This is a genomic window from Roseateles oligotrophus (assembly GCF_025717515.1).
Taxonomy (GTDB): Bacteria; Pseudomonadota; Gammaproteobacteria; order Burkholderiales; family Burkholderiaceae_C; genus Paucibacter_A; species Paucibacter_A oligotrophus.
Genome location: NZ_JAJIRN010000010.1, coordinates 247,248 through 268,554, shown reverse-complemented (window position 1 = coordinate 268,554; position 21,307 = coordinate 247,248). Strand labels below are relative to the sequence as shown.

Genomic DNA, 21,307 nt, shown 5'->3' with positions numbered 1-21,307 from the left:
AGGAAAGCTGCGCCCAAGTCGAGGGCTATGCAATGATCGGTGGCGCCGACCGCGAAAATCCGCTGCGGCCATTGGCCCGCCGCCAGCGCCGCTCCAGCACCACGATGGAAACGATGTAGATGGCCACGATGATGGCCGGGATCAGCACAAAGCGCTGTCCCGGAAACGCGTACCAGGCGGCCACGATGGACAAAGTGCGAGCGATGGCGTGGAAGGCGCCGATCCAATGCTGGATGACCCAACCGAAGGGCAGCCACATCAAGCCGGCCAGTATGCCTATGCTCAGCGGCACCGAGCGATGGTCTTGTGCGGCCCAGGGCAAGGCGATGGCAAACACCAGCAAGCTCATCATGACGGTCGAGATGAAGAGCTTGTCAAAATCGCTCTTGGGCTTGTTCTTGGCCAACAAGTTTTCGCCGGTGAAGCGCGATAGCAAGACCCCCAAGTAGAAGATCGCCCCGGCGCCGAAGTAGAGCGTCATCACCGCCTGATAGGGCGTGCCAAGCCAGCCGACCAGGCCGATGATGGTCCAGGCTATCGTGCCGGCCAAGGGCATGGCGAGGAAACGGCGGCTGGCATATTCTTCGCGCTGCTGCTCGAGGGTGCCTGGCTTGCTTGAAGCGCTTGCGGGCTGGCTCATGGTGATGCTCCGTTGCTGGGTGGTCGATGGAGCGCATCTTGGCAAGCGCTGGCCAGCCCAGCCCGGCGCTTGCGACGGTTCAACAGCAGCGCCGATGAATCGCCATTCCAGCACTTCGGTTCAGAAACTGGCCTTGGTCTTGACCAGGAACTGAACCTTCTTGATGTCCGCCGTGGCATTCAATGGGAAAGCGAGGTCGAGGTGCAAGACATTGCTGAAGGCCGCGCGGGCGCTGACGATGCGGGCGCCGAAGCCGGCGTCACCGAGCCAGCCCGGATTGACGCTGTTGCTGTAGGCATTGACGCCGCCCCAAGCTCGCCCCAGGTCGATAAAGGCCGCGCCACCGACGCGGAACAGCCGCCAGATATAGAGGTCGGTGTAGAAGCGCTCCTCGACGGTGAACAGCGCGCGGCGGGTGCCGCTCTGGTAGCGCAAGGGGTAGCCGCGCAGGCCGTTGTCACCCCCCAGCAGCAAATCATCGACCGACTCGGCATTGGTTAGCACATCGCCGGCCGCTGCGGCATAGAAGAGCCAGCGTGGCGACTGCGGCAGGTAGTACTGCGCCTGGGCGCCGAGTTGCTGACGCCGAATCCGAGCGTCAGCATATTGCCCGGACAGCGCGGCCGCAGCGATCAGGGTCTGCTTGGGGGCCGGCTCGAAACCACGGCTGACCGTCGCCGCGTAAAGCAGGGTGTTATTGCTTGAACCCAGGCCGGTGGGGGCATAACCGAGCTGAACGCTGGAGGCCAGGCCCAGGGCAAAAAACTCGGGGCGGCCGATCAGGTTGCGATTCAATTCCCGGTCGAAGCGATCTTCGATCACGGTATAGCGCAGGAAGGGGGACACCAGCTTTTCATTGCCAGGCAAGGAGGCCGGCGGGGCCACATCGGGCTCCAGGGCATAGGCGTTGTTCCGGTAACCGAGGCCGATGGAGTAACGCTGTACCCAACCGTCTACCAAGCCGCGCGACCAGCCCGCAAAAACCTCGGCCAGGTCTTGCTTGTGGCGATATTGGCCGACGATCTCGCCGGCGCTGTAAATGGCATCGACGCGGTCATCTTTGGACCCCAAGACGCCCGCGGTCCAGCGAGAGTCCAGCGCATAAAACGGTCTGACGATGGAGGCGGCATTGCGTCGCCCGTCGCTATTGGACGCGAGGCTGAGCGTGACCGCGGTCCAGCTTCCGAAAGTGCGGTCGCTGGCAAACATCAGTTCGTTGCTGCTGCGGTCGACATTGCGAGAATGCCCGAAGGAAAGCGAGGTGCCGGTGCCGAGCAGGTTGTATTCCTTCAGGTGAATGCCTCCGGAGTTGGCACCGCCCGAGCGGCCGGCAGTGACGCCCGGATCAAGTGACCAGGTGTCCCGGGTCAAGACCTCAATGTCGACCACCCCGTCGTGATAAGCGACCGGTCGGAACTGGACATCGTAGAGAAACCGCTTGCTGCGCAGCAGGCGTTCGGTTTCTTCGATCAGCCGCAGCGAGACCGGCTCGCCGGTTTTGAACAGCAAGGCGCGCAGGATGACTTTGGGCTGCGTCTGTATGTGCAGCGCATTGGCCCAGCGGAACAGCAGCTTGTCTTCCTGCGGGTCGCTGGTGTCAAAAATGTCTTGGGCAAGCACGCGGATCTCGCCGATGGTGGCGCCGGCGGCTTCCAGCTCGGCAAAGCTGGGCAGCGGCGCAAGCGATGCGGCTTGCGCGCTAGCCACCCCGTGCAGGCTGGCAAGCAGCAGCAGGAAGCCGCCGCTCCGGGCAAGCCTGCGAAAAATTCCGAGCCATTGCCAATAGGAAGCCATGCACAAAATCCTCATGAAATCGCCGTTGCCCAGACCTGCCCAGATTGCGCCAAGTTTGTCTCAATACTACGTCAGCCGGGGCGTCACGCGCCGCTGGCCGATGAGCATGATCAAGAAACCAGCCTTACGAGATACTTGCCAACAGAAATTTCCGAAGGAAGCCTCTCCCGCCATGAGTACACAGCCAGACCAGAGCAAAGCCCAAGCCCCGGTGCAAGCCGCCCCTTTGCCGCTGGCCGGCCTGCGAGTGATCGAGTTCACCCATATGGTGATGGGCCCGACCTGCGGCATGGTGCTGGCCGATCTGGGCGCCGAGGTGATCAAGATCGAACCCCTGGAGGGCGACAGCACGCGCCGCCTGCTCGGCGCCGGTGCCGGCTTCTACCCGCTCTTCAACCGCAACAAGCTCAGCCTCAGCCTCGACGTCAAGCACCCGCGCGGGCTGGAGATCGTGTTGAAGCTGGTGGCCGGCGCCGATGTCTTCAGCGAGAACTTCAAGAGCGGTGCGATGGACCGACTCGGTCTGAGCTATGAAGCGCTGAGTCGCCTCAACGAGCGGCTGATCTATGTCTCGCACAAGGGCTTTTTGCCCGGCCCTTATGAGCACCGCACCGCGCTCGACGAAGTCGTGCAGATGATGGGCGGCCTCGCCTATATGACGGGCCGGCCCGGCGATCCGCTGCGCGCCGGCAGCAGCGTCAACGACATCATGGGCGGCATGTTTGGCGCCATCGGCGTGCTGGCGGCGCTGCAGCAGCGCCACAGCACGGGGCGCGGCCAGCAGGTGCAGGCCAGCTTGTTCGAGAACAATATCTTTCTGGTCGCGCAGCACATGATGCAGTTCGCCGTCACCGGCAAACCGCCCGCGCCGATGCCGGAGCGGATCTCGCCCTGGGGGATCTACGACGTGTTCGCGGTCGACGGCGGCGAGCAGATCTTTCTGGCCGTGGTCAGCGACACCCAATGGGCGATCTTCTGCCAGGCCTTCGGCATGAGCGATTTGCAAGCCGATGCACGCCTGACCAGCAACAACCAGCGCGTGCAGGCGCGCGAGTGGATGATGCCCGAGCTGCGCCGACGCCTGAAGGCCCACAAAGCGGCCGAGATTGCCGCCATCTTCGAGGCCGCCGGCCTGCCCTTCGCGCCGATCACCAAACCCGAGCAGCTGATGGACGATCCGCATCTGCTGGCCACCGGCGGCTTGGCGCCGATGACGCTGCCGGATGGGCGCGAAACCCTTGTGCCGCTGCTGCCGCTGAGTTTGAGCGGTGAGCGCCTGGGCCTGCGCCTGAGCCCGCCCAGGCTTGGCGAGCATAACCACCAATTGCTGCGGCGGCTGGGCTATGGCGAAGATGACATCGCCGCCTTGCTGGCCGAAGGCGTGGTCGGCGCCGCCGAAGTCGCATGACGACAGCTCGGCAACAGCGCAGCTTGGTCTGGGCCTACGCGGCCAGCGTCCTGGCCGTCGGCCTCTTGCAGAGCCTGGCCGAGCTGCAGCATTACCTGGAGCGCGGCGGCGAGCATCCATGGGAGCCTTTTCTGTGGGAACTCAGCTCCGTCTTGATGACAGGTTTGTTGGGGCCGCTGATTTACCGCTGGCACCTGCTGGGTCTGGCGCTGCCGGGCAGGCTGCGCCTGTCGGTCCATCATCTGGTCGGCGCGGCCGGCTATACCCTGGCCCATGTGGCCGGCATGTTTGGCCTGCGCTTTGCCGTCTACGCGCTGGCCGGCCTGGCCTACCGGCCCGGCAGCGCGGCCGAGATCCTCGCCTACGAGACTGGCAAAGACCTGGTCAGCTACGCCATCATCGTCGCCATCTGCCACGGTATTTATGTGATGGTGGAGATGCGCCGGCGCGAACAGGAGTTGTTGCAGCTGCGCGCCGAGCTGGCCGAGGCGCAGCTGACCCGCTTGACCGAGCAGATTCAGCCGCATTTCCTGTTCAATACGCTGAACCTGATTTCTTCGGTGATGTATGAGGATGTGGCGCGGGCCGACCGCATTCTGTGTGACCTGGCGGCGCTCTTGCGTCAGGCCTTGAGCGCGCAGGACAGCGGCCGCCACACCCTGGCGCAAGAACTGAGCCTGGTCGAGCCCTACCTGAACATCATGCAAGCGCGGTTTGGCGAGCGCTTGAGCGTGCAGATTGAGGCCAGCGAAGAAGCGCGGCGCTGCCTGTTGCCGGCGCTGCTCTTGATCGCGCCGGTCGAGAACGCGATCACCCATGATGTGGCGCAAAGCAGTGGGCCGGTGCGGGTCAGCGTCGGTGCCGAGGTGCTGGCGGGCGAGCTGCTGCTAACCGTTAAAAACAGCGGCATTGCGGCCCGGCGCGATCACCGTGACGGCGCCATCGGCATGGCCAATACGCGCGCACGTTTGCTGAGCTTGTATGGCGAGCGGGCGCAGCTTGCGCTGCAAGCCGATGCGGCCGGCGGCAGCTGTTTGAGCCTGCGCTTGCCGGCCGAGCTGCAATGAAGATACTGATCGTCGATGACGAGCCGCCGGCACGCGCCAAGCTGCGCCGCCTGCTGGCGGCGATGCCCGATGTGGAGGTGGTCGGCGAAGCCGGCGATGCCGATGCGGCGCTGGCCATGGTTGAGCAATTGCGACCCGATGCTGCGCTGCTCGACATCCAAATGCCGGGCATGAGCGGATTGGAGCTGGCGCTGGCCTTGCCGCCAAAGCTGCTCTGCGTGTTCTGCACCGCCTTTGATCAATACGCGGTCAAGGCCTTCGAGTTGAATGCGGTGGACTATCTGCTCAAGCCCTTTACCGCCGAGCGTTTGGCCGAGACGGTGCAGCGCTTGCGCCTTCGTATGGACCCAAAAACCTCCAGCGCCAAGCCGCGCACGGCCTTGCTCAGCGCCTTGCAACAGGTGCAGCCGGTGGTCGGCCATTGGCTGGTGCCGGCGCGCGCAGGGTCGGGCCAGGGGCTGAGCAAGCTGCCGCTGGCCGAGGTCGAATGGGTGGCCGCGGCCGACAACTACATCGAGCTGCACACCGCCACCGCCAGCCATCTGGATCGCCACACGCTGGCCGATTTTCTGGCGCATCCGGCCTTGCAGGGGCGCTTCTTGCGCGTGCACCGCTCGCATGCGGTCAACCCGGCGCATATCCAGGGCCTGGCTTCGCTGCCGCGCGGCGAGGCCGAGCTGACGCTCAGCTCGGGTGTGAAGTTACGGGTGTCGCGCGGCTATCGCGGGGTGTTGAGCGAACCTGCAGCCTGATCCAGCAGGCGTTCGATGATGGGGCGCAGCCTATCGATCTCGCATTGCACCGCCAAGTGGCCGCAGTCGCTCTCCAGCACCGTGCTGCCGGCCTTGATCAAGGGTGCAAAGTCGAGCGCCGGCTTGGGGTTGACGAGATGATCCTGGCGGGCCACGACCACATGGCTGCGCGCCTTGACCTTGGCGGCGGCCGCCTCCAGCGAGCGGCGGGTTTGGCCGTCGGCCTGCGTCACCGGCACGCCAATGTCTTGCGTCAACATCGCGCGGGCTTGCCAGCGCCAGTCATTGGCGTCGGCGTTGTCGGGGTCGTAGGCAATGGTTTCTTGCCAGAATTTTTCAAACTCTTCGGGCTTGGGGCCGGTGTTGGCCACGCGGTAGGCCGGCGTGTTGAAGTTCATTGAAAAGACCAGCTGCATGGCGGCCAACGGCGGATTTTTTTTGTAGTGGCCTTGCGCGTAGTCGGGGTCGCTGACCATCAGCAACTCTTCGGTGCGCCAGAACAGCTGGTCGTAGCTGCTCATGCGCGGCGTGCCCGAGAGCGGGAAGGCAAGGTCCATGAACTCGGGGTGGCTGACCATCCATTGAAAGGTCTGCATGCCGCCCATCGAGAAGCCCATCACCGCACGTACATGGTTCAGCTTGAGGGTCTCGGTCAAAAGACGGTGCTGCGAGGCCACCATATCGCGGATGCTGAAGGCCGGAAAGGCCGGGCCATGTTGCGTTTTGCTGTTCGATGGCGAGCAGGACACGCCATTGCCGAGCGCATCGATCACCACGACGTAATAGGGCGCGGGGTCAAACAAACCCTTGGGGCCCAGCAGCCCCAAGATGTCGCTGCTCTTGCCGTTGTGCCAAGTCAGGAAAACGATGGCGTTGGAGCGCTCGGCGTTCAGCGTGCCGAGGGTCCGGTAGCCGAGCGCGCAGTCGTCGATGACGGTCTGATTTTCCAGCTTGAAGGCACCGAGCTGGGCGAATTGCTGCGGCGGCGGCAGCGCTTCTTTGGCGTGCGCGAGCTGCATTGCGCCTAGTTGCAGAGCAAGGCCCAGTGCGAGCAGCGGTCGGCCGATGGCCTTGGAAAGCTGGGTCATGGGCGCGGCCTTGTCGGCGTGAATAGATGGATGCAGGAGCAGGCGGTTTTTAGCATAGCCGCTCGGCGCAAACGAAAGTCAGGCCTGCGTTCATCAGCACGCAAAAGCCGGCGGCTTGGCTTCGGCCGAGCAGGATTTTGATAGCGGCTGAAGAGGGGTGCGAACACACTGCGAACTCGACACTTTCGCACCCTGCTCATGCAACTCCTGATCGTCACCGCCCACCCCGAAACGCAATCGTTCAACTTCGCCATGCGTGAGCGCGCCGCCACAGTCGCCGCCCGGGTCGGCGCAGGCCTGAGTTTTTCGGATCTGTACCAGCAGGGCTTTGCGCCGACGCCGGGCCGGGCCGACTTTCAAGACTTCCCGGCCACGCAGTCCTTCGATCTGGCGCAGGCTCAAAAAGCCCATCAACAGCATGGTGGCTTTGCACTCGACATTCAAGCCGAACAAGAAAAGCTCGAGCAGGCCGACGCCGTAATTCTGCAGTTCCCGCTCTGGTGGGGCGGCTATCCGGCGGTGTTGAAGGGCTGGATCGAGCGCGTGCTGAGCTACGGTTTTGCCTACGGCCGCGACAAGACCCTACCGGCCAAAAAGGTGTTGCTGGCCGTCACTACCGGTGGCATCGCCGACGAGCAAGACGCGCAGCGCTCACAGGCGCGCTTGCAAGCGATGGCCGACGATGTGTTTGGCTATATGGGCTGGCGGATCCTGGGCCTGCATCTGGTGCATGGCCCGGCCGACTTGGACGCTGAGCAGCGCGCGGAGGCCTTGAACAGCTACGCGGAGCGACTGCGGCTCTGGCTGTCTGAAGCGGTCCCGCTGGCGGCTTGATGCCCGGCTAAACCGGCGCTGAGGCGTCGCTTCGTCTCACTTACTCGGGCCGATGGCAGACCGCTTCAATATTGTTGCCTTCCGGGTCAAGGACGAAGGCGCCGTAGTAGTGGGCGTGATAGTCCGGGCGCAGACCGGGCGGGCCATTGTCTGTGCCCCCCGCAGCGATCGCTGCCCGGTAAAAAGCGTCCACCTGCGCGCGGGTCTCGGCCCGCCAGGCGAGATGGCAGCCGCTGGTGCTTGCTGGCCCGCCATACGGTGATGGGCCATCGAGAAACCAGACATCGGCCTTCTTGCCATCGGGCTCGGAGGCATCGGGGTAGGCGAAGCCCAGCATATTCGTACCGTAATTGCCCTCGAAGCATAGGCTGTAGCCCAGTGGTGCGAGGGCCGCGCTGTAGAACGCCTTGGCGCGCCCAATATCGCTGACGCGAAAAGTCATGTGGTCAAGCATGTGAGTGGTTCCTGAGTTGGATTGGCAAGATGCGCCGCACGACTGTACTGTATTTTTGTACAGTTTCATCGGCGCGACTCGTAGGGCCCAACATCCAAAGATCAGCGCAAGTTGACAGCAAACTAACTGTCTATTTGGGCGTCACCAAACCATGCTGTCGGCGCGCAAGAAAACTCGGCCTTGAACGCGCTGCTGAAGTGACTGTGCGAGGAAAAACCGCTGTCCAGCGCCAGCTCGGTGAGGCGGCCCCGCATATCGGGCAGGCGAAACAGCGCGGCCCGCAGCCGCAATTGGTTCAGATGGCGGTGAATGCTCTGGCCGGTCACGCGCCTGAATACCCGGCTGGCATGAAAGGCCGAGGCGCCGCAGGCCTGCGCCAAGGCTTCCAGCGTCAAGGGCTGATCGAAATCTTGTGCCATGACTTGGCTCAGTGCATCGGCCAAGCGCCGCCACGCCGGGCTCAAGGCTGTGGCCTGTGTCCATGTCCCCGCTTGCTGGCGCGCATCGACCAGCACGCTCTCTAACAACATCAAGGCCAATTCGTCGCCGGCCAATTCGTTCAGAGCAGCATCACGGCGCTGGCTAAGCCGCAGCCTTTGATGCAAGAGCGCAGTCCGGGGCGAGCTGCGCAGCGCGCCCGGCGCGAAGTCGGGGGCCACTTCGTCCAGCAACTCGTGCGGCAGCGTCAGGCTGGTGTTGCGGCGTGGCCGCGCGGTGGGCGAGGCGACGCGGAATTCCTCCTCCGCCGCATGCAGCACGACCATGCCGGGGTCCACCACCAGTTGGCGGCCCCGGATGGCGCGCAGATCCAGGCCGAGCAGGGGCAATTCGATCGAGGAGTGGCTCTGATACTCATCCGCCCAACTACTTTGCCGACCCGGGCAATGCCATTCGCCGACGACCACGCGCGGGCCTGCGCTAGGCGCGGTGTTGGTGACGGTAGGCGGCGAAGACATGGGGAAAGAGTGCGGCGGCGAGATGGATCAACAAGCCCGGCCAGTTTGCCACCAAGCGCTTGGGGGACGCGCGTTTGTTCGAGCAAGATTCTGATAGCGGCGATTGCTGCGGCTTCGGAAAATGGCCGCATGACATCGAAACCCCACCCCATCTCCTTCCTTCGCCCCCTGTTGCAAAAGGCCGCGCTTGGCTTGGCCCTGCTCGGCCCTGTCTTGGCGGCACCGGCGCGCAGCGAGCCGGCATCCAAGGCCAGCCTAAATGTGAGCGTAAGCGTGCCCACCATTGCCGCCAACGCCGCCGATGTGGCCAGCGTGGACGGCTTGATGCGCGCCTTCTACGCGGTCGTCAATGTTCGGCCGGACGGCCAACGCCTGTGGGCGCGCGACCGCACGCTCTACAGCCCCTGGGTCCGTTTTATCGGCACGTCGATATCGGCCAGCGGCACGCCCGAGGTGGTGGTCTGGGATCATCAGCAATTGGTTGACGCCTCGGAGCCGCTGGTGCAGCGCGGCTTCAGCGAGACCGAGATTCACCGCAGCACTCGCAGCTACGGCAATATTGCCCATGTCGACTCGACCTACGAGGCCGTGCTCGACGGGCCAAATAGCCCACAGCGCTTTCGCGGCGTCAACAGCATCGAGCTCTACTTTGACGGCCAACGCTGGTGGATCGCGAGTGTGATGTGGATGAGCGAAGCGGCCAGCCATCCGATACCGGCAAGCCTGTTGCCGGACCGGTGACCCACAAAAGCATTGGGTGAACTTGGCACCGGTCAAGGCCGTGTTTGAAGGAATAATCGCCGGCCGAGCGCGAGTTTTTGCGGCGCATCGGCCAGAAGGCCGATAATCGCGGCCCGGTCACCGGGATTTACCTATTTGCACCCACTGGATATCTGATGAATAAAAGCGAACTGATCGAAAGCATTGCCACCAAGACTGGCTCCACCCGCGCTGCCGCCACGGCCAGCCTGGACGCCGCTCTGAGCGCTATCACCGAAGCGCTGGCCGCCGGTGACTCGGTCGCCATCCTCGGCTTCGGCAACTTCAAGGTCAGCGAGCGCGCTGCCCGCACCGGCAAGAACCCTGCCACCGGCGAGGCGCTGGAAATCGCCGCCGCAACGGTCGCCAAGTTCACACCTGGCAAGGCCCTCAAAGACGCCGTGAACACAAAGAAGTAAACCGCAGCAATTGCGGAGAAGAGGCGCCGTCATCGCGACGAGCGCCTATTTTTTTGCCCGTCTCAGGGTAGCAAGGCTTTCGCCGCTTCGATGCGCAAGGCCATCGCGACCGACTCGTCGTTCATCACCTTAAGCAGAAAACTCCTGGGGTCAAGGCTTGGCGCGGCGCTGCCGGCTGCTTGCGTGAGCTGGGCTGGGGCCGGCTCATTCACTGAGGGTGCCGGCGCAAGCGTGGGCGCGCCCAGTCGCTGCAAAGCCAGTTGCAAGGCCGCGGGTTTGATGCTGTCCAAGCGGCACAGCAGATCCGCTTGCCCCTCGTGACTGGGCGGGATGTCCAGCCAAGGCTCGGCGGCGAATACCGGTGCCAGATCGGGAGCGACGAAAGCCGACCAAAGATCCTGCGGCTGATCCGTCTGCCGTGGCGGCAAGGCCGCGCTGCTGGGCGAGCAGATCCCGATACGCTTGCGGGCGACATCGTCCAGGTAGCGCAGCCGCAAGGCCTCGGCAAACGCCTGCGCTTGCAAGCGCGGCTGCGGCTCGGCAAACGAGAAACAGAGCAGATAGCCATCCACGCCCGAGACGGCAATGGCCGGTGCCGGCAAGGCCAAATCGGCCTGCACCCCGCGCCAAACCTTGGAGATCAGCGTCCAATCGGCGGGCCTGGCCAACTCCAGCACAACCAGGCGCACCGCATCGGCAATATCGATCAAACCATGGCCTGTGGGCGCCGTCGCTGGCGGGCCGTAGAGTCTTTGCAGCTCGGATTGGAGTCGGGTCATGGGCGCTGAAAAAAGACGGACTGATAGAAGGGCAGACTCTACTCGACGCCGAAGGGCGGCGCGTGCGGCGCGGTCCCGCTCACGGCATGAAAAGCGCCGCTAACCGGGTGCTTCTTGGTTTCGGCTTCGACCCCATCACGGCTCATACTTAAGCATTTTGCCGCTCGCGCATCCCCGCGTGCCCCGCCCGCATGGCCGTGATTCGGCTGCGCCTCTCGCCCCAAGGAAATTCTGATGTTCAAGCAACTCGATGTAAAAGCCCAACTGACGCTGGGGTTTGGCTTGGTCGTGGGGCTGTTCGTGCTGGCCCTGCTGGGCGTGGGGCTGATGGTGGCCACGCTGTCGGACGGCGTCCACGACATCAGCGAGAAGTCTTTGCCGCGCGCCTTGATGGTGGATGAGATGAATCTCAGCCGCTCGGATGTGCAGCAGTTCTTGACCGATGTGGCGGCCACCCACGACGAGGCGGGCTACAAGGACGCCGAAAACTCGGCGCAGGTGTTCCGCAAGAACGTGGCTGAGTTTCGCCGCCAGTTCCAGGCCGAGAAGGCGCAAGCCAAGCTGCAGGAGCTCGAGGCCTTGAGCGCCAGCTTCGAGACCTTTGCGAGCGGTGGCAAGCAGATGGCGCAGGTCTATCTCAGCCAAGGCATGGAGGCCGGCAATCAATTGATGAAGGGCTCGCCCGACAAGCCCGGCTTCGACAAACTCAGCGAAACGCTGGGCGAGCGGCTGGAGAAGTTTCGTGCGGCCGAGGTCGAAGCGGCCCGAGCCAGCGCCAACGAGGCCGACCAACTGAGCAAAAAGATTCGCATGCTGCTGCTGACCGGCGGCGTCGTGGCTGCCATCGCGGCCGTTGCCATCAGCTCGCTGATCGTTCGCTTGCTGCTGCGCCAACTGGGCGGCGAGCCACGCATCGCGGTTCGCCTGGCCCAACGCGTGGGCGCGGGTGACCTGTGCAGCGAGATCATCGTTGAGCCCGGCGACGACAGCAGCCTGCTGGCGCAACTCAAGACGATGCAGCTGGGTCTGGTTTCGGTCGTTGCAACCGTGCGCCGTGAATCGGCCGGCGTGGCCGAAGCCAGCGCCGAGATTTCCGATGGCAATAACGATATGTCGGATCGCACGGTCAGCCATGCCAACGCCTTGGAAGAGGCCGCCGCTTCGATGGATCAGCTGAACGTCGCCGTTAAACAGAATGTCGACGGCGCCCGCGAGGCCCAAGCGCTGGCGTCCTCCGCCAGCCAGGTGGCCGAGCGCGGGGGCGAGTTGGTGTCGCAGTTCGTTGGCACCATGCAAGGCATCAACGAAGCCTCACGCAAGATCGGCGACATCATTGGCGTGATCGACAGCATCGCCTTTCAAACCAATATCCTGGCACTGAATGCGGCCGTCGAGGCGGCCCGCGCCGGTGAGCAGGGCCGCGGATTTGCGGTGGTGGCCAGCGAGGTGCGCTCCTTGGCGGGCCGCTCGGCCGAAGCCGCGCGGGAGATCAAGGCCTTGATCAACACCAGCGTCGAGCGGGTCGAGCAAGGCTCGTCGCTGGTCGACCAAGCCGCCGCCACGATGAGCGAGGTGGTCAAGAGCATCCAGGCAGTGTCCAGCATCATGACCACCATCAACACGGCCAGCGCGGAGCAAAGCGGCAGCGTCGCACAGATGACCGCCGCCATCCACCACATGGAAACCGTGACGCAGCAAAACGTCGCCATGGTCGAGGAGATGGCGGCCTCGGCCACGACCTTGCGTGGCAAGGCGCAGGAGCTGTTTCAGACCGTGCAGGGTTTTAAACTGGCTGAATAGTTACGCCCTGTCCAACCCCGGTCGGGCCTCAAGTCAAAGGAGTCAGACGCATGCAAATCGATTGGAACCATTTCACGCCCTGGGCCTCCTTGGCCGGGGGCCTGCTGCTCGGGCTGGCGGCCAGCTTCTTTATTCTGGCGAATGGCCGCATCCTGGGTATCAGCGGCATCGTCGGAGGCCTCTTGCGGCCACGCGGTGCAGACTTCGCTTGGCGCATTGCTTTGGTGCTGGGGCTATTGGCCGCAGCGCCCTTGTACGGGCTGGTCGCCGGGCCAGTGATGGCCACGGTAGAGGCCGGTTGGGGCACGGTGATCGTGGCCGGTTTGCTGGTCGGCGTGGGCGCCCGCTACGGCTCGGGTTGCACCAGCGGCCATGGTGTCTGCGGGCTCGCGAGCCTGTCGCCTCGCTCACTGGTCGCCACCATGGCCTTTATGGGCGCAGGCTTTGCCGTCGTCTGGATCTCTCGCCATCTGCTGGGCTGAACCCGGAGTACCTCATGAGCACCTTCAACACCTCCATTCACCACCGGCTGTCTGAATTTGGCGTCGGCCTGCTGTTCGGGCTGGGCCTGATCATCGCGGGCATGACGGACCCCAGCAAGGTGCTGGGCTTTCTGGACCTGGCCGGTCTTTGGGATCCCTCGCTCGCCTTTGTCATGGGCGGCGCCATTTTGGTCGGCCTGGGCGCTTTTGCGCTGGCCAAACAACGCAGTGCGGGCTATCTGGGTGGCGCCATGCACCTGCCCAGCGGCCGCGATATTGACCGTCGTCTCATCATCGGCAGCCTGCTTTTTGGCAGCGGTTGGGGACTGGCGGGCTTTTGCCCCGGCCCGGCGATCGTCTCGCTGGCGACCGCGAACCCCAAGGCCATGGTCTTCGTCTTGGCTATGCTGGCGGGTATGGCGATTTTCGAATTCGCCGAAGGCCGCTCCAATAAACCGTTAGTTCAACAAAGTTAAGCACACCATGAGCATCCCTGTTCGTTCCGTCACGCCCGAGTTCTATGTTGCGGCCCAGCTGACCCCGGCCGATATGGCCGGCGCTGCGGCCATGGGTTTCAAGACCGTCATCAACAACCGCCCGGATCTAGAGGGCGGCGCCGAGCAACCATCCAGCGGCAGCATTCAAGCGGCGGCCGAGGCGGCCGGTCTGGTCTATGTGCACTTGCCGGTGGTGGCCGGTGCCATCACCCCGGAGCAAGCGGCCAGCATGAAGCAAGCGCTGGACGCGGCGCTGCCGCCCGTGCTGGCATTTTGTCGGTCCGGTGCGCGTTCTACGCAGTTGTTCATGTTGGCTCAACAAGTCGTTTGATTGCCAAAACGCAATACAGGCCATGCCGCACTGTCTAAACTGACTTCACGCTTCGACCTAAGGCGGAAGTCTGAATCGGAGCGTGAAGGTGAGATCGCCTTGAATAGGGCGTCCATGCAGTCGTAAGGCCATGGGGGATGAAGCACATCTCAGACCATTTTCTGACTCAAAGCAGCAAGATGGGAAGCTTCACCAAAGCCCGCCAATCCGCAAGGACTGGTGGGCTTTCTGATTGAGGTGCTGGCAAAACCGCGTCTTTGCTCCCACGGCTGCATTGGAAATCCCCGCGATACCAATTGATAAAAAACGGGGGGTCATTTAATTGCGCGCCACCTCTTTCGGCCTGAAAAAATTAACCTGACCCTATTTAATTTCGAAGCCAGGCAAGCCGCAGCAGCGAAGAGTTGCGCCCGCTGAACAATCCGTCAATCGGTCCTTGGCAAGGCGACTGTGCCGGGCAAGGGCCCCACCGCTCGCCCTTCGCCCTCTAGCGCATCGGCCAGCAGCGCCAGCGGCAGTGGGCCGTGCTTGAGCAACTTGTCGTGAAAGACTCGGATGTCAAAGGCGGCCCCTTCGCGCTCTCGGGCCGCTTCGCGCAGCTGGCGCAGCATCACCGCACCCTGCTTGTAGGTGATCGCCTGCGCCGGCCAGTTGCGCACGCGGGTGATCTCGCGCTCAGCCAAATGCGGCAACATCGGCAGCTTGCTGCGCCAGAAATCCTGCGCCTGCTGCTCGCTCCAGCCGAAGGCGTTGATGCCGACATCGAGCACCACGCGGATCGAGCGCACCAAGTCCCATTCCACCGCCCCCAAGGCATCCGAGTCTTGTTGAAACAATCCCAGCTCGCCGCCGAACTCCTCGACATAAGCGCCCCAGCCCTCGGCAAAGGCCGAGTAAAAGCCGTGCGGCAGACCGACGGGGCAGCCACGCTGCTCCAGCGCATAACGGCTTTGGTAGTGGTGGCCGGGTGTGCTCTCATGCAGCAGCAGCCAATCGATATTGCGGCGCCCGTAAGTGGCCTGCGCGCGGTTGAAATAGAAGGTGTTCTCATCCGGCTCGTAATAGCCATCCACCGGCAAGGCTGCGCCTAAATCGGAGCGGCGAATCTGCGGCGGCGCAATCGCGGTCGGCAAGAAGAGCTTGTGCATATGCTTGTAGACAATCGCTTGGCGCGCCTCGTAGTCCGCTTGCGGCGTTTCCCCATCGGGATAACTGAAGGCGGGGCTGTCCAGGTAAGCGGCAAAGGCCTTGTCGCGGCCGCCGTAGCCCATCCGTGCTTGCAGTTCGCGGTAGCGCTTGAGGGCGCGTTCCAGTTCGCTATGCCCCATCGCCATCAGCGCCTCGGGCGTGCTGTCCATGGTCAACCAGGCGCGGCGCAAATAGGCGTACCAATCCTTGCCGAGGCTGGTTTTGGCCAGACCCTGTTCGGACAAAATCGCCCGCTCGCCCAGCAACAGATAGGGGCCGAGCACAGCCAATTTTTGCTGGTTCAACGCCAGCTCAAAGCCGATCTGGTGCAGCTGCAATTGTTGGCATCTATCGCTGCCAGCCTGATCGAGCGCCTTCAACTGCCGGCTCAACTCGTCGAGCACCATCAGCTGCGCGGCCACATCGTTATGTTTGAGCAAATGCTCGATGTTCTTGACGTAGGACAGCTCCATCTCTGCGCCCAAGCCAAGCTGCTGGTGAGCTTGGCTGTAAGCGGCAATGAATTGCTCGACCGGCTTATTGGTGCTGGCCTCGGCAGGGGCCAAGGACGCAGCCAGGCACAGCCCGGCAAACAGCGCAGAAATTTTCTCGTTCATTGGATGCGGCGCGCGCTCTAGAGGTCTGTGTAAAAGGTACAAAGCGGGTTCATGGGCGGACAGTATCCGGGCTGCAAGCCTTGCGCACCCAGTGGCTAAAGTTTGGCCATGGCCATTCAATTGCCCTTGGGACGCTTCGCATCCTTCGGACGAAATTGGGGTCAGGTTCATTTAACTAAAAAATGAACCTGACCCCATTTAACTGCTTGGGCTGCCTTGGCTCGAAAAAGGGCCGCCGCACCCGGCGAGAATAGCCGGGCCGGCGGCCATTTGCCGCAGCAAGCCCTGATGACAACAAGTCCGACGAGATCACATTCACCGCAGGCCGCTTCGCCCTCCGCGACCCAGTCCTTGCGCCTTCGACTGCCTGTTGCTGGGCAATGCCCAGGCGGGGCCGGTTTTGCCATGGCGGCGTCGCGATGAAGGCGCAGATTGAAGCGATCGGGTTTGTCGACGCCATCCGCCCGCACGCGGAAGACGATTTCTGGGGCGGCGAAGAAGCCTGCATCACTCTTGCCGAAGGCTTCACGGCCGATGCGTTGGCGGGTCTGGCCGAGTTCTCCCATGTTGAAGTGCTGTTCCTCTTCCATGAGCTGGACCCGTCCAAGATAGTGTGCGGCGCAAGACACCCCAGGAACAACCCCGCTTGGCCGGCCGTCGGCATCTTTGCCCAACGCGGCAAGAACCGGCCCAATCGAATCGGCAGCACGATCTGCCGGCTGCTGCGAGTGGCGGGCTGCCAGTTGTTTGTGGCCGAGCTCGATGCCATCCATGGCACACCTGTGCTGGACATCAAACCGGTGATGACCGAGTTCCTGCCACGCCAGCAAGTCCGCCAACCGGCTTGGTCGCATGAACTGATGCAAGCGTATTGGTCGCGCAAGCAGCCGCAATAGCGGCAGGGGGGAGGTTGAACCCTGCGCAAGAACGCGCAGAGGGTTCAGCCTCGCCCCTGCCGAATCTTCGCCACCCGACGATTCATCCCGTGGCGAATAAGCTTGCTGTAGAGCCAGCGTTTCAGGCCGCTCAGATTGACGCCATGGCGAGCGTAGAACGCGTCGGGGCTGTCGAAAAGACCGAAGTCCTGGTTGATGCCGTCTTTTTGAATATAGGTGTGGCTGCCGCGCCATTGCACGGCAGGGGCAGCGAGATCCGGCGTCGCGATGCCGTAGCCGCAGAATGCCATTTGCCCAGCAAAACGTTCTTGCACGGCGGCGAGATAGCCTTGATCAAGAATGAAACCTTCCAGGTTGATCCACGCGTTCTTGAAGCTGACTTCGACCCAGCTATGCACAATATTGCGCGGCGCCAGCCAGAAGGCGATGCCGCTAACCGCGCCCTTCTGCAAGGCCTTGTCGATGGTGAAGCCATGCAAGCGGCAAGCCACGCCACTGGCGCGCAGCAAGGCCATTAAAAGCGTGCTTTTGGTATTGCATTGGCCATAGCCATCGGCCAACACCGCCGAGGCGGGCATGTCGTCGCTGGCGTTGTAGCCAAACGGCAACTCATTGCGAACGAAGTCATAGATGGCGCCGATGCGCTCGAACTCGGCCAGATTTCGCCAGCCGCGCGCCGCCACCAACTGGGCGACGGACGAATGCTGATAGTCCAACAAAGGGGTCGCAAGCAAGAGGCTTGCCGAGGGCGAGGAAGAAGAAATTTCGGCTGTCTGAGGCATGGTGGCGTGCTTGATTGTTGGCAAGGCTTGATTTGATTGCCTGTAGTCACTACAGAGTAAAGCCGCAGCCGCTCCTCATGCGCTCCGGGCCTTGGGGTGGGCCAAGAAACAGGGAATTGGCGGCAATGAACCAGGCCACGGTCATGCACCGAAGGTGGTGTGCCGAGCGCAATGCCCAGCCAAGCAATCGGCTTGAGTCGATGGCCGAACTGCAGCCGTCCGCAGATGGCCGTACTCAGAATGCCGATTGAGCCCCACATCGCATGGGCCACGGCGAGGTCGATGCTCTTGATGGCTTGGCCCAGCAGCAAAAAACGCCAACCAAAGCATGGCAATGGCGCCGAAATCCCAGGCGCGATTGAACGGCAGCACACTCGTCCTTTTAAGATTGAGGGCCGAACCGGATCATGCCGCGCACGCTCTGGCCTGCGCCGATAAACTGCCGCCACGATGAATCCGCCGCTTTTGCAACCCGAGCCCACCGCAGCGCCGCTGCTGGGTTCCGCGCTGCCCGCCAGCGACATGGCCCTGACCCATTTGCCCGAAGCGCTGCTGGTGTTCGATGCTCAGCACCGGCTGGTCTTTGGCAACCCTGCGTGCGCGATCCTGCTGGATCTGCCCGTCGAACTGCTGGCGCGTTGGGTCGCCGAGCGCTGTACGGGCCAGCAAATCGCTGGCTATCAAGGCGCGCGGGGGGCGCCGGCGGAGGACTTTGCCCCTGCACAGAATTCGAGCAGCACCCGCCGCACCGCAGCGGGCAAAACGCTGCAGCTCACGACCCACATGCTGCCCAGCGGTGGCTGGCTGCGAAGCTACTGCGACATCAGCGCCTTGGCTGCAGAGTTGGAGGCCAAGAGCGCCAGCGAGGTGGTGCTGCGCTTCGCCCTCGAAGGGGCTGGCGACGGGGTCTGGGATTGGGATGTCAGGGCCAACATCACCCAGTATTCGCGTCGCTGGAAGGAGATGATGGGATTTTCAGGCGCCGATCTAGACGGTGATATCTGCTCCAGAGAACCGCCCAAAATTCACCCCGATGACTTCGACCCGGCCTGGGCAGCCGTACATGCCCATCTGGCAGGGCAAACGCCCGGCTATGTCAGCGAGCATCGGCGCATGCACAAAGACGGCAAATGGCGCTGGCTGCTGGCCCGCGGCATGGTCGCAAGCCGCGACGCCGAAGGCCAAGCCTTGCGCATGACGGGCACCAGCACCGACATCACCGCCCGCAAGCTCGCCGAAGAGCAGTTGCTGCTGGCCGCCAATGTGTTCAAGCATGCCCGCGAAGGCATCGTCATCACCGACGCCGCCGGCAACATCATCGATGTCAATGAAACCTTCAGCCTGATCACCGCTTACTCGCGAGAAGCTGTGCTGGGCCGAGCCGCCCTGATGCTGCGCTCCTCGACGCAAGCCCCCGGCTTCTATACCCAGCTGTGGCGCGATCTGCAGGCCGGCGGCTATTGGAGCGGCGAGCTGTGGATTCGGCGCAGCGCGGGCGACATCGTGGCGATCATGCTCACCATCAGCGCGGTCAAGGGCAAAAAGGGTGAAACGCAGAATTTTGTCGCGCTGTTCACCGACATCACCCAGACCAAGCAGCATCTGCGCCAACTTGAGCGCAACGCCCATTTTGACGCGCTCACCGGCCTGCCCAACCGGGTGCTGTTGGCCGAGCGGCTGCAGCACGCCATGGCGCAATGCCGACGCCGCAAGCTTTCATTGGCGGTGGCCTATCTGGATCTCGACGGTTTCAAAAGCATCAACGACCGGCATGGTCATGCCACCGGCGACGAGCTGTTGATTGCCGTGGCCAATCGAATGCAGTCGGTGCTGCGGGATGGCGACGTGCTGGCACGCATCGGTGGCGATGAGTTTGTGGCGGTGCTGAGCGAACTGGCGCATCCGCGCGATTGCGAGCAGGCCTTGGAGCGCCTGCTGCAGGCGGCCAGTGCGCCGGTCACCCTGGGAGACTTGCTCCTGGAGGTTTCCACCAGCATCGGCGTCACGATCTATCCTCAAGATGGCGCCGATGCGGACCGCCTGATCCGCCATGCCGACCAAGCCATGTATCTGGCCAAACAAGCCGGCAAGAATCGCTTTCATCTGTTCGATATTGCGCATGAAACTGCGGCCACGCAGCAGCGCGAAGGCCTGGCGGAGATGCGCAGCGCCCTAGCCCTTGGCCAGTTCAAGCTCTGCTACCAGCCCAAGGTCAATATGCGCACGAATGCCGTGGTCGGCGTCGAGGCCCTGATTCGCTGGCAGCACCCACAGCGCGGCGAGCTGCCACCGGCGGCTTTTCTACCGTTGATCGAAGATCAAGCGCTCAGCGTGGACTTGGGGGAATGGGTGATTGCGCAGGCCCTGCGGCAAATCACCCTCTGGCGCGCCGAGGGTCTGGACTTGCAAGTCAGCGTCAATGTCTGCGCGATGCAACTGCAACAGGCCAATTTCGTGTCGCGCCTGTCCGCCTTGCTGCTCCCCGCCGCGGGTGACCAGGCTTGTGGCCTGCAGTTGGAGGTGCTGGAAACGAGCGCCCTGGAAGACATGGCTCAGATGTCCAAGCTGATGCACGCCTGCCAAACCCTGGGTGTGCATTTCGCGCTCGATGACTTTGGCACCGGCTATTCATCGCTGACTTACTTGCGCCGCCTGCCGATCAAGCTGCTGAAGATCGACCAGACCTTTGTCCGTGACATGCTGGTCAACCCCGACGATCTGGCCATCGTCACCGGCGTGATTGGCCTGGCCAAGGCCTTCGGTCGCCAGGTCATTGCCGAGGGCGTGGAGACCGCCGCGCATGGCGAGCGCCTGCTGGCCCTGGGTTGCGAGCTGGCTCAGGGTTATGGCATCGCCCGCCCCATGCCCGCCGCCGCCGTGCCCGCCTGGGTTGCCGCCTGGTCTGAAAAGCCGGACTGGCTGGCCTGAGCGCAAGGTTTTGGCGAGCAGGCTCGGCCGGGCCCGGCTCTGATCCAAGCTCAACAGCAGATTGCCAAGCTTGTGTCCACACAGCGCCAGCTCGAAGGCGGCTTAAATGCGGCTCACCCGGCGCCGCTTGTGCGCGCCCCAGGCGACATGGGCGAGCCAGAACAGCAGCAGCGCCAGAATCAGCAGCGCCGGCACCATCAGCAAGCCGGACTTTTGCACCGCCTTTGGAAAGACTTGCGGCTGGCCCAGGAAGAGCGAATTGGCGGCGATGAACAAGGCCACCGTCATGCGCCACAGATGGCGGGCCAGGCGGGTGGCGCCCGTGACACCGCGCTTCAAGATCAAACGCAGGTCTCCGACCGCCGCCAAGCTGCCGATGATCATGAACATCACAAAGGCGGCTCCCGGCTGGCCGTCCAGCATGCCGCGCGGGTTTTGCGAGGCCAGCCAGAAGAGGTAGGCGCTAGTGGCGATGACGCTCAAGGAGGTCAGGAGCAGGCCGTAGTCGAAGCGCCCGATCTGACCCGGCTTGCGTTTGACCGCCATCCAGGAACTCAAGACCAGATAGAAAGTCAGGATGCCGGCAATCACCGAGGCGCGCTCAGGCGTAGGCAGGAACGGCGCCACGACGGCACCGATGCCGGACATGATCAGCATCGAAGCGACAAAAATTTTGCCGATCAGGCGGTGCAGCGGCGTGCCCTTGCGGCATACAAAGGCGGCCGTGCCTGACAAGAGGCCGACGCTGCCGGCGCCGATGTGCAGGTAGAGCACCGCCGCAGCGGCGGCGTGAACCAGGGCGGAGCTCTCGGGGGCGATGTAGAGGACGGTCATTT

The 21,307-nt window shown here is 63.3% G+C and carries 21 protein-coding genes and 1 pseudogene; 12 read left to right on the top strand and 10 right to left on the bottom strand.

Annotated features, from left to right (window positions below; translation table 11 throughout):
* Window positions 1–25: 25 nt before the first annotated feature.
* A complete protein-coding gene (locus tag LNV07_RS22055) occupies window positions 26–640 on the bottom strand; it encodes a DUF7010 family protein (protein ID WP_263573356.1) in 615 nt (204 codons plus the stop codon).
* Window positions 641–760: 120 nt separating this feature from the next.
* Window positions 761–2,434: a BamA/TamA family outer membrane protein gene (locus LNV07_RS22050; protein WP_263573355.1), complete on the bottom strand. Its 1,674-nt coding sequence runs from the start codon at window positions 2,432–2,434 to the stop codon at window positions 761–763.
* A 172-nt stretch (window positions 2,435–2,606) separates the two neighbouring features.
* Here LNV07_RS22050 and LNV07_RS22045 point away from each other — a divergent pair, with 172 nt between their 5' ends.
* From LNV07_RS22045 to LNV07_RS22035, 3 genes are read left to right on the top strand one after another with little or no spacing between them, the layout of a single operon-like run.
* Window positions 2,607–3,842 carry a CaiB/BaiF CoA transferase family protein gene (locus LNV07_RS22045; RefSeq protein WP_263573354.1) on the top strand — a complete coding sequence of 412 codons (1,236 nt, stop codon included), beginning with the start codon at window positions 2,607–2,609 and terminating at the stop codon, window positions 3,840–3,842.
* Window positions 3,839–4,909, top strand: a complete 1,071-nt coding sequence (locus LNV07_RS22040; protein ID WP_263573353.1) for a sensor histidine kinase — start codon at window positions 3,839–3,841, stop codon at window positions 4,907–4,909. The genes LNV07_RS22045 and LNV07_RS22040 overlap by 4 nt, the downstream gene beginning before the upstream one ends.
* Entirely contained in the window at window positions 4,906–5,661 is a 756-nt protein-coding gene (locus LNV07_RS22035; RefSeq protein WP_263573352.1) for a LytR/AlgR family response regulator transcription factor, read from the top strand. The genes LNV07_RS22040 and LNV07_RS22035 overlap by 4 nt, the downstream gene beginning before the upstream one ends.
* On the opposite strand, the gene LNV07_RS22030 is transcribed toward LNV07_RS22035, so the two are convergent.
* Complete coding sequence (locus LNV07_RS22030; RefSeq protein WP_263573351.1) at window positions 5,628–6,749, bottom strand: alpha/beta fold hydrolase; 1,122 nt, start codon at window positions 6,747–6,749, stop codon at window positions 5,628–5,630. The genes LNV07_RS22035 and LNV07_RS22030 overlap by 34 nt on opposite strands.
* A gap of 198 nt (window positions 6,750–6,947) precedes the next feature.
* Here LNV07_RS22030 and LNV07_RS22025 point away from each other — a divergent pair, with 198 nt between their 5' ends.
* Window positions 6,948–7,583 carry an NAD(P)H-dependent oxidoreductase gene (locus LNV07_RS22025; RefSeq protein WP_263573350.1) on the top strand — a complete coding sequence of 212 codons (636 nt, stop codon included), beginning with the start codon at window positions 6,948–6,950 and terminating at the stop codon, window positions 7,581–7,583.
* A gap of 40 nt (window positions 7,584–7,623) precedes the next feature.
* Here the strand turns inward: LNV07_RS22025 and LNV07_RS22020 are convergent, their stop codons facing one another.
* Both LNV07_RS22020 and LNV07_RS22015 read right to left on the bottom strand, forming a co-directional pair.
* Window positions 7,624–8,037, bottom strand: coding sequence for a VOC family protein (locus LNV07_RS22020; RefSeq protein ID WP_263573349.1), 414 nt, complete (start codon window positions 8,035–8,037; stop codon window positions 7,624–7,626).
* Window positions 8,038–8,159: 122 nt separating this feature from the next.
* Complete coding sequence (locus tag LNV07_RS22015; protein ID WP_263573348.1) at window positions 8,160–8,993, bottom strand: AraC family transcriptional regulator; 834 nt, start codon at window positions 8,991–8,993, stop codon at window positions 8,160–8,162.
* A gap of 129 nt (window positions 8,994–9,122) precedes the next feature.
* Here LNV07_RS22015 and LNV07_RS22010 point away from each other — a divergent pair, with 129 nt between their 5' ends.
* On the top strand, window positions 9,123–9,734 hold the full coding sequence (locus tag LNV07_RS22010; RefSeq protein ID WP_263573347.1) for a hypothetical protein: 612 nt from the start codon (window positions 9,123–9,125) through the stop codon (window positions 9,732–9,734).
* Window positions 9,735–9,889: 155 nt separating this feature from the next.
* Window positions 9,890–10,171 (top strand): HU family DNA-binding protein, encoded by a 282-nt coding sequence (locus LNV07_RS22005; RefSeq protein WP_263573346.1) that lies wholly within the window; start codon window positions 9,890–9,892, stop codon window positions 10,169–10,171.
* 62 nt (window positions 10,172–10,233) lie between these two features.
* Here LNV07_RS22005 and LNV07_RS22000 read toward each other — a convergent pair whose 3' ends face one another.
* On the bottom strand, window positions 10,234–10,950 hold the full coding sequence (locus tag LNV07_RS22000; protein ID WP_263573345.1) for a hypothetical protein: 717 nt from the start codon (window positions 10,948–10,950) through the stop codon (window positions 10,234–10,236).
* Window positions 10,951–11,184: 234 nt separating this feature from the next.
* Here LNV07_RS22000 and LNV07_RS21995 point away from each other — a divergent pair, with 234 nt between their 5' ends.
* The 4 genes from LNV07_RS21995 to LNV07_RS21980 are packed head-to-tail and all read left to right on the top strand — an operon-like array spanning window position 11,185 to window position 14,060.
* Window positions 11,185–12,750, top strand: coding sequence for a methyl-accepting chemotaxis protein (locus tag LNV07_RS21995; protein ID WP_263573344.1), 1,566 nt, complete (start codon window positions 11,185–11,187; stop codon window positions 12,748–12,750).
* 50 nt (window positions 12,751–12,800) lie between these two features.
* Window positions 12,801–13,232 carry a YeeE/YedE family protein gene (locus LNV07_RS21990; protein ID WP_263573343.1) on the top strand — a complete coding sequence of 144 codons (432 nt, stop codon included), beginning with the start codon at window positions 12,801–12,803 and terminating at the stop codon, window positions 13,230–13,232.
* A 14-nt stretch (window positions 13,233–13,246) separates the two neighbouring features.
* Entirely contained in the window at window positions 13,247–13,708 is a 462-nt protein-coding gene (locus LNV07_RS21985; protein WP_263573342.1) for a YeeE/YedE family protein, read from the top strand.
* Window positions 13,709–13,715: 7 nt separating this feature from the next.
* On the top strand, window positions 13,716–14,060 hold the full coding sequence (locus LNV07_RS21980; RefSeq protein WP_263573341.1) for a protein tyrosine phosphatase family protein: 345 nt from the start codon (window positions 13,716–13,718) through the stop codon (window positions 14,058–14,060).
* Window positions 14,061–14,485: 425 nt separating this feature from the next.
* Here LNV07_RS21980 and LNV07_RS21975 read toward each other — a convergent pair whose 3' ends face one another.
* Window positions 14,486–15,865, bottom strand: coding sequence for a DUF885 domain-containing protein (locus LNV07_RS21975; protein ID WP_263573340.1), 1,380 nt, complete (start codon window positions 15,863–15,865; stop codon window positions 14,486–14,488).
* 419 nt (window positions 15,866–16,284) lie between these two features.
* Between LNV07_RS21975 and LNV07_RS21970 the strand changes: the two genes are divergently transcribed.
* Entirely contained in the window at window positions 16,285–16,761 is a 477-nt protein-coding gene (locus LNV07_RS21970; protein ID WP_263573339.1) for an SAM-dependent methyltransferase, read from the top strand.
* A 44-nt stretch (window positions 16,762–16,805) separates the two neighbouring features.
* Here LNV07_RS21970 and LNV07_RS21965 read toward each other — a convergent pair whose 3' ends face one another.
* The gene (locus LNV07_RS21965) at window positions 16,806–17,543 is read right to left on the bottom strand and encodes a transglutaminase-like domain-containing protein (protein ID WP_263573338.1); all 738 of its coding nucleotides are present in this window, start codon (window positions 17,541–17,543) and stop codon (window positions 16,806–16,808) included.
* Between the two features lie 176 nt (window positions 17,544–17,719).
* Window positions 17,720–18,067: pseudogene (locus LNV07_RS25590) on the bottom strand (SMR family transporter); the annotation flags it as partial.
* On the opposite strand from LNV07_RS25590, the gene LNV07_RS21960 reads away from it, so the two are divergent.
* Window positions 17,994–20,471, top strand: coding sequence for a sensor domain-containing protein (locus LNV07_RS21960; RefSeq protein ID WP_263573337.1), 2,478 nt, complete (start codon window positions 17,994–17,996; stop codon window positions 20,469–20,471). The pseudogene LNV07_RS25590 and the gene LNV07_RS21960 sit on opposite strands and share 74 nt — an antisense overlap.
* A gap of 102 nt (window positions 20,472–20,573) precedes the next feature.
* Here the strand turns inward: LNV07_RS21960 and LNV07_RS21955 are convergent, their stop codons facing one another.
* Window positions 20,574–21,305 (bottom strand): DUF2306 domain-containing protein, encoded by a 732-nt coding sequence (locus tag LNV07_RS21955; protein WP_263573336.1) that lies wholly within the window; start codon window positions 21,303–21,305, stop codon window positions 20,574–20,576.
* Window positions 21,306–21,307 lie beyond the last annotated feature (2 nt).

Coding starts and splice junctions, on each gene's coding strand:
- LNV07_RS22055 (WP_263573356.1), bottom strand. CDS start 640: ATGAGCCAGCCCGCAAGCGCTTCAAGCAAGCCAGGCACCCTCGAGCAG.
- LNV07_RS22050 (WP_263573355.1), bottom strand. CDS start 2,434: ATGGCTTCCTATTGGCAATGGCTCGGAATTTTTCGCAGGCTTGCCCGG.
- LNV07_RS22045 (WP_263573354.1), top strand. CDS start 2,607: ATGAGTACACAGCCAGACCAGAGCAAAGCCCAAGCCCCGGTGCAAGCC.
- LNV07_RS22040 (WP_263573353.1), top strand. CDS start 3,839: ATGACGACAGCTCGGCAACAGCGCAGCTTGGTCTGGGCCTACGCGGCC.
- LNV07_RS22035 (WP_263573352.1), top strand. CDS start 4,906: ATGAAGATACTGATCGTCGATGACGAGCCGCCGGCACGCGCCAAGCTG.
- LNV07_RS22030 (WP_263573351.1), bottom strand. CDS start 6,749: ATGACCCAGCTTTCCAAGGCCATCGGCCGACCGCTGCTCGCACTGGGC.
- LNV07_RS22025 (WP_263573350.1), top strand. CDS start 6,948: ATGCAACTCCTGATCGTCACCGCCCACCCCGAAACGCAATCGTTCAAC.
- LNV07_RS22020 (WP_263573349.1), bottom strand. CDS start 8,037: ATGCTTGACCACATGACTTTTCGCGTCAGCGATATTGGGCGCGCCAAG.
- LNV07_RS22015 (WP_263573348.1), bottom strand. CDS start 8,993: ATGTCTTCGCCGCCTACCGTCACCAACACCGCGCCTAGCGCAGGCCCG.
- LNV07_RS22010 (WP_263573347.1), top strand. CDS start 9,123: ATGACATCGAAACCCCACCCCATCTCCTTCCTTCGCCCCCTGTTGCAA.
- LNV07_RS22005 (WP_263573346.1), top strand. CDS start 9,890: ATGAATAAAAGCGAACTGATCGAAAGCATTGCCACCAAGACTGGCTCC.
- LNV07_RS22000 (WP_263573345.1), bottom strand. CDS start 10,950: ATGACCCGACTCCAATCCGAGCTGCAAAGACTCTACGGCCCGCCAGCG.
- LNV07_RS21995 (WP_263573344.1), top strand. CDS start 11,185: ATGTTCAAGCAACTCGATGTAAAAGCCCAACTGACGCTGGGGTTTGGC.
- LNV07_RS21990 (WP_263573343.1), top strand. CDS start 12,801: ATGCAAATCGATTGGAACCATTTCACGCCCTGGGCCTCCTTGGCCGGG.
- LNV07_RS21985 (WP_263573342.1), top strand. CDS start 13,247: ATGAGCACCTTCAACACCTCCATTCACCACCGGCTGTCTGAATTTGGC.
- LNV07_RS21980 (WP_263573341.1), top strand. CDS start 13,716: ATGAGCATCCCTGTTCGTTCCGTCACGCCCGAGTTCTATGTTGCGGCC.
- LNV07_RS21975 (WP_263573340.1), bottom strand. CDS start 15,865: ATGAACGAGAAAATTTCTGCGCTGTTTGCCGGGCTGTGCCTGGCTGCG.
- LNV07_RS21970 (WP_263573339.1), top strand. CDS start 16,285: ATGAAGGCGCAGATTGAAGCGATCGGGTTTGTCGACGCCATCCGCCCG.
- LNV07_RS21965 (WP_263573338.1), bottom strand. CDS start 17,543: ATGCCTCAGACAGCCGAAATTTCTTCTTCCTCGCCCTCGGCAAGCCTC.
- LNV07_RS21960 (WP_263573337.1), top strand. CDS start 17,994: ATGAATCCGCCGCTTTTGCAACCCGAGCCCACCGCAGCGCCGCTGCTG.
- LNV07_RS21955 (WP_263573336.1), bottom strand. CDS start 21,305: ATGACCGTCCTCTACATCGCCCCCGAGAGCTCCGCCCTGGTTCACGCC.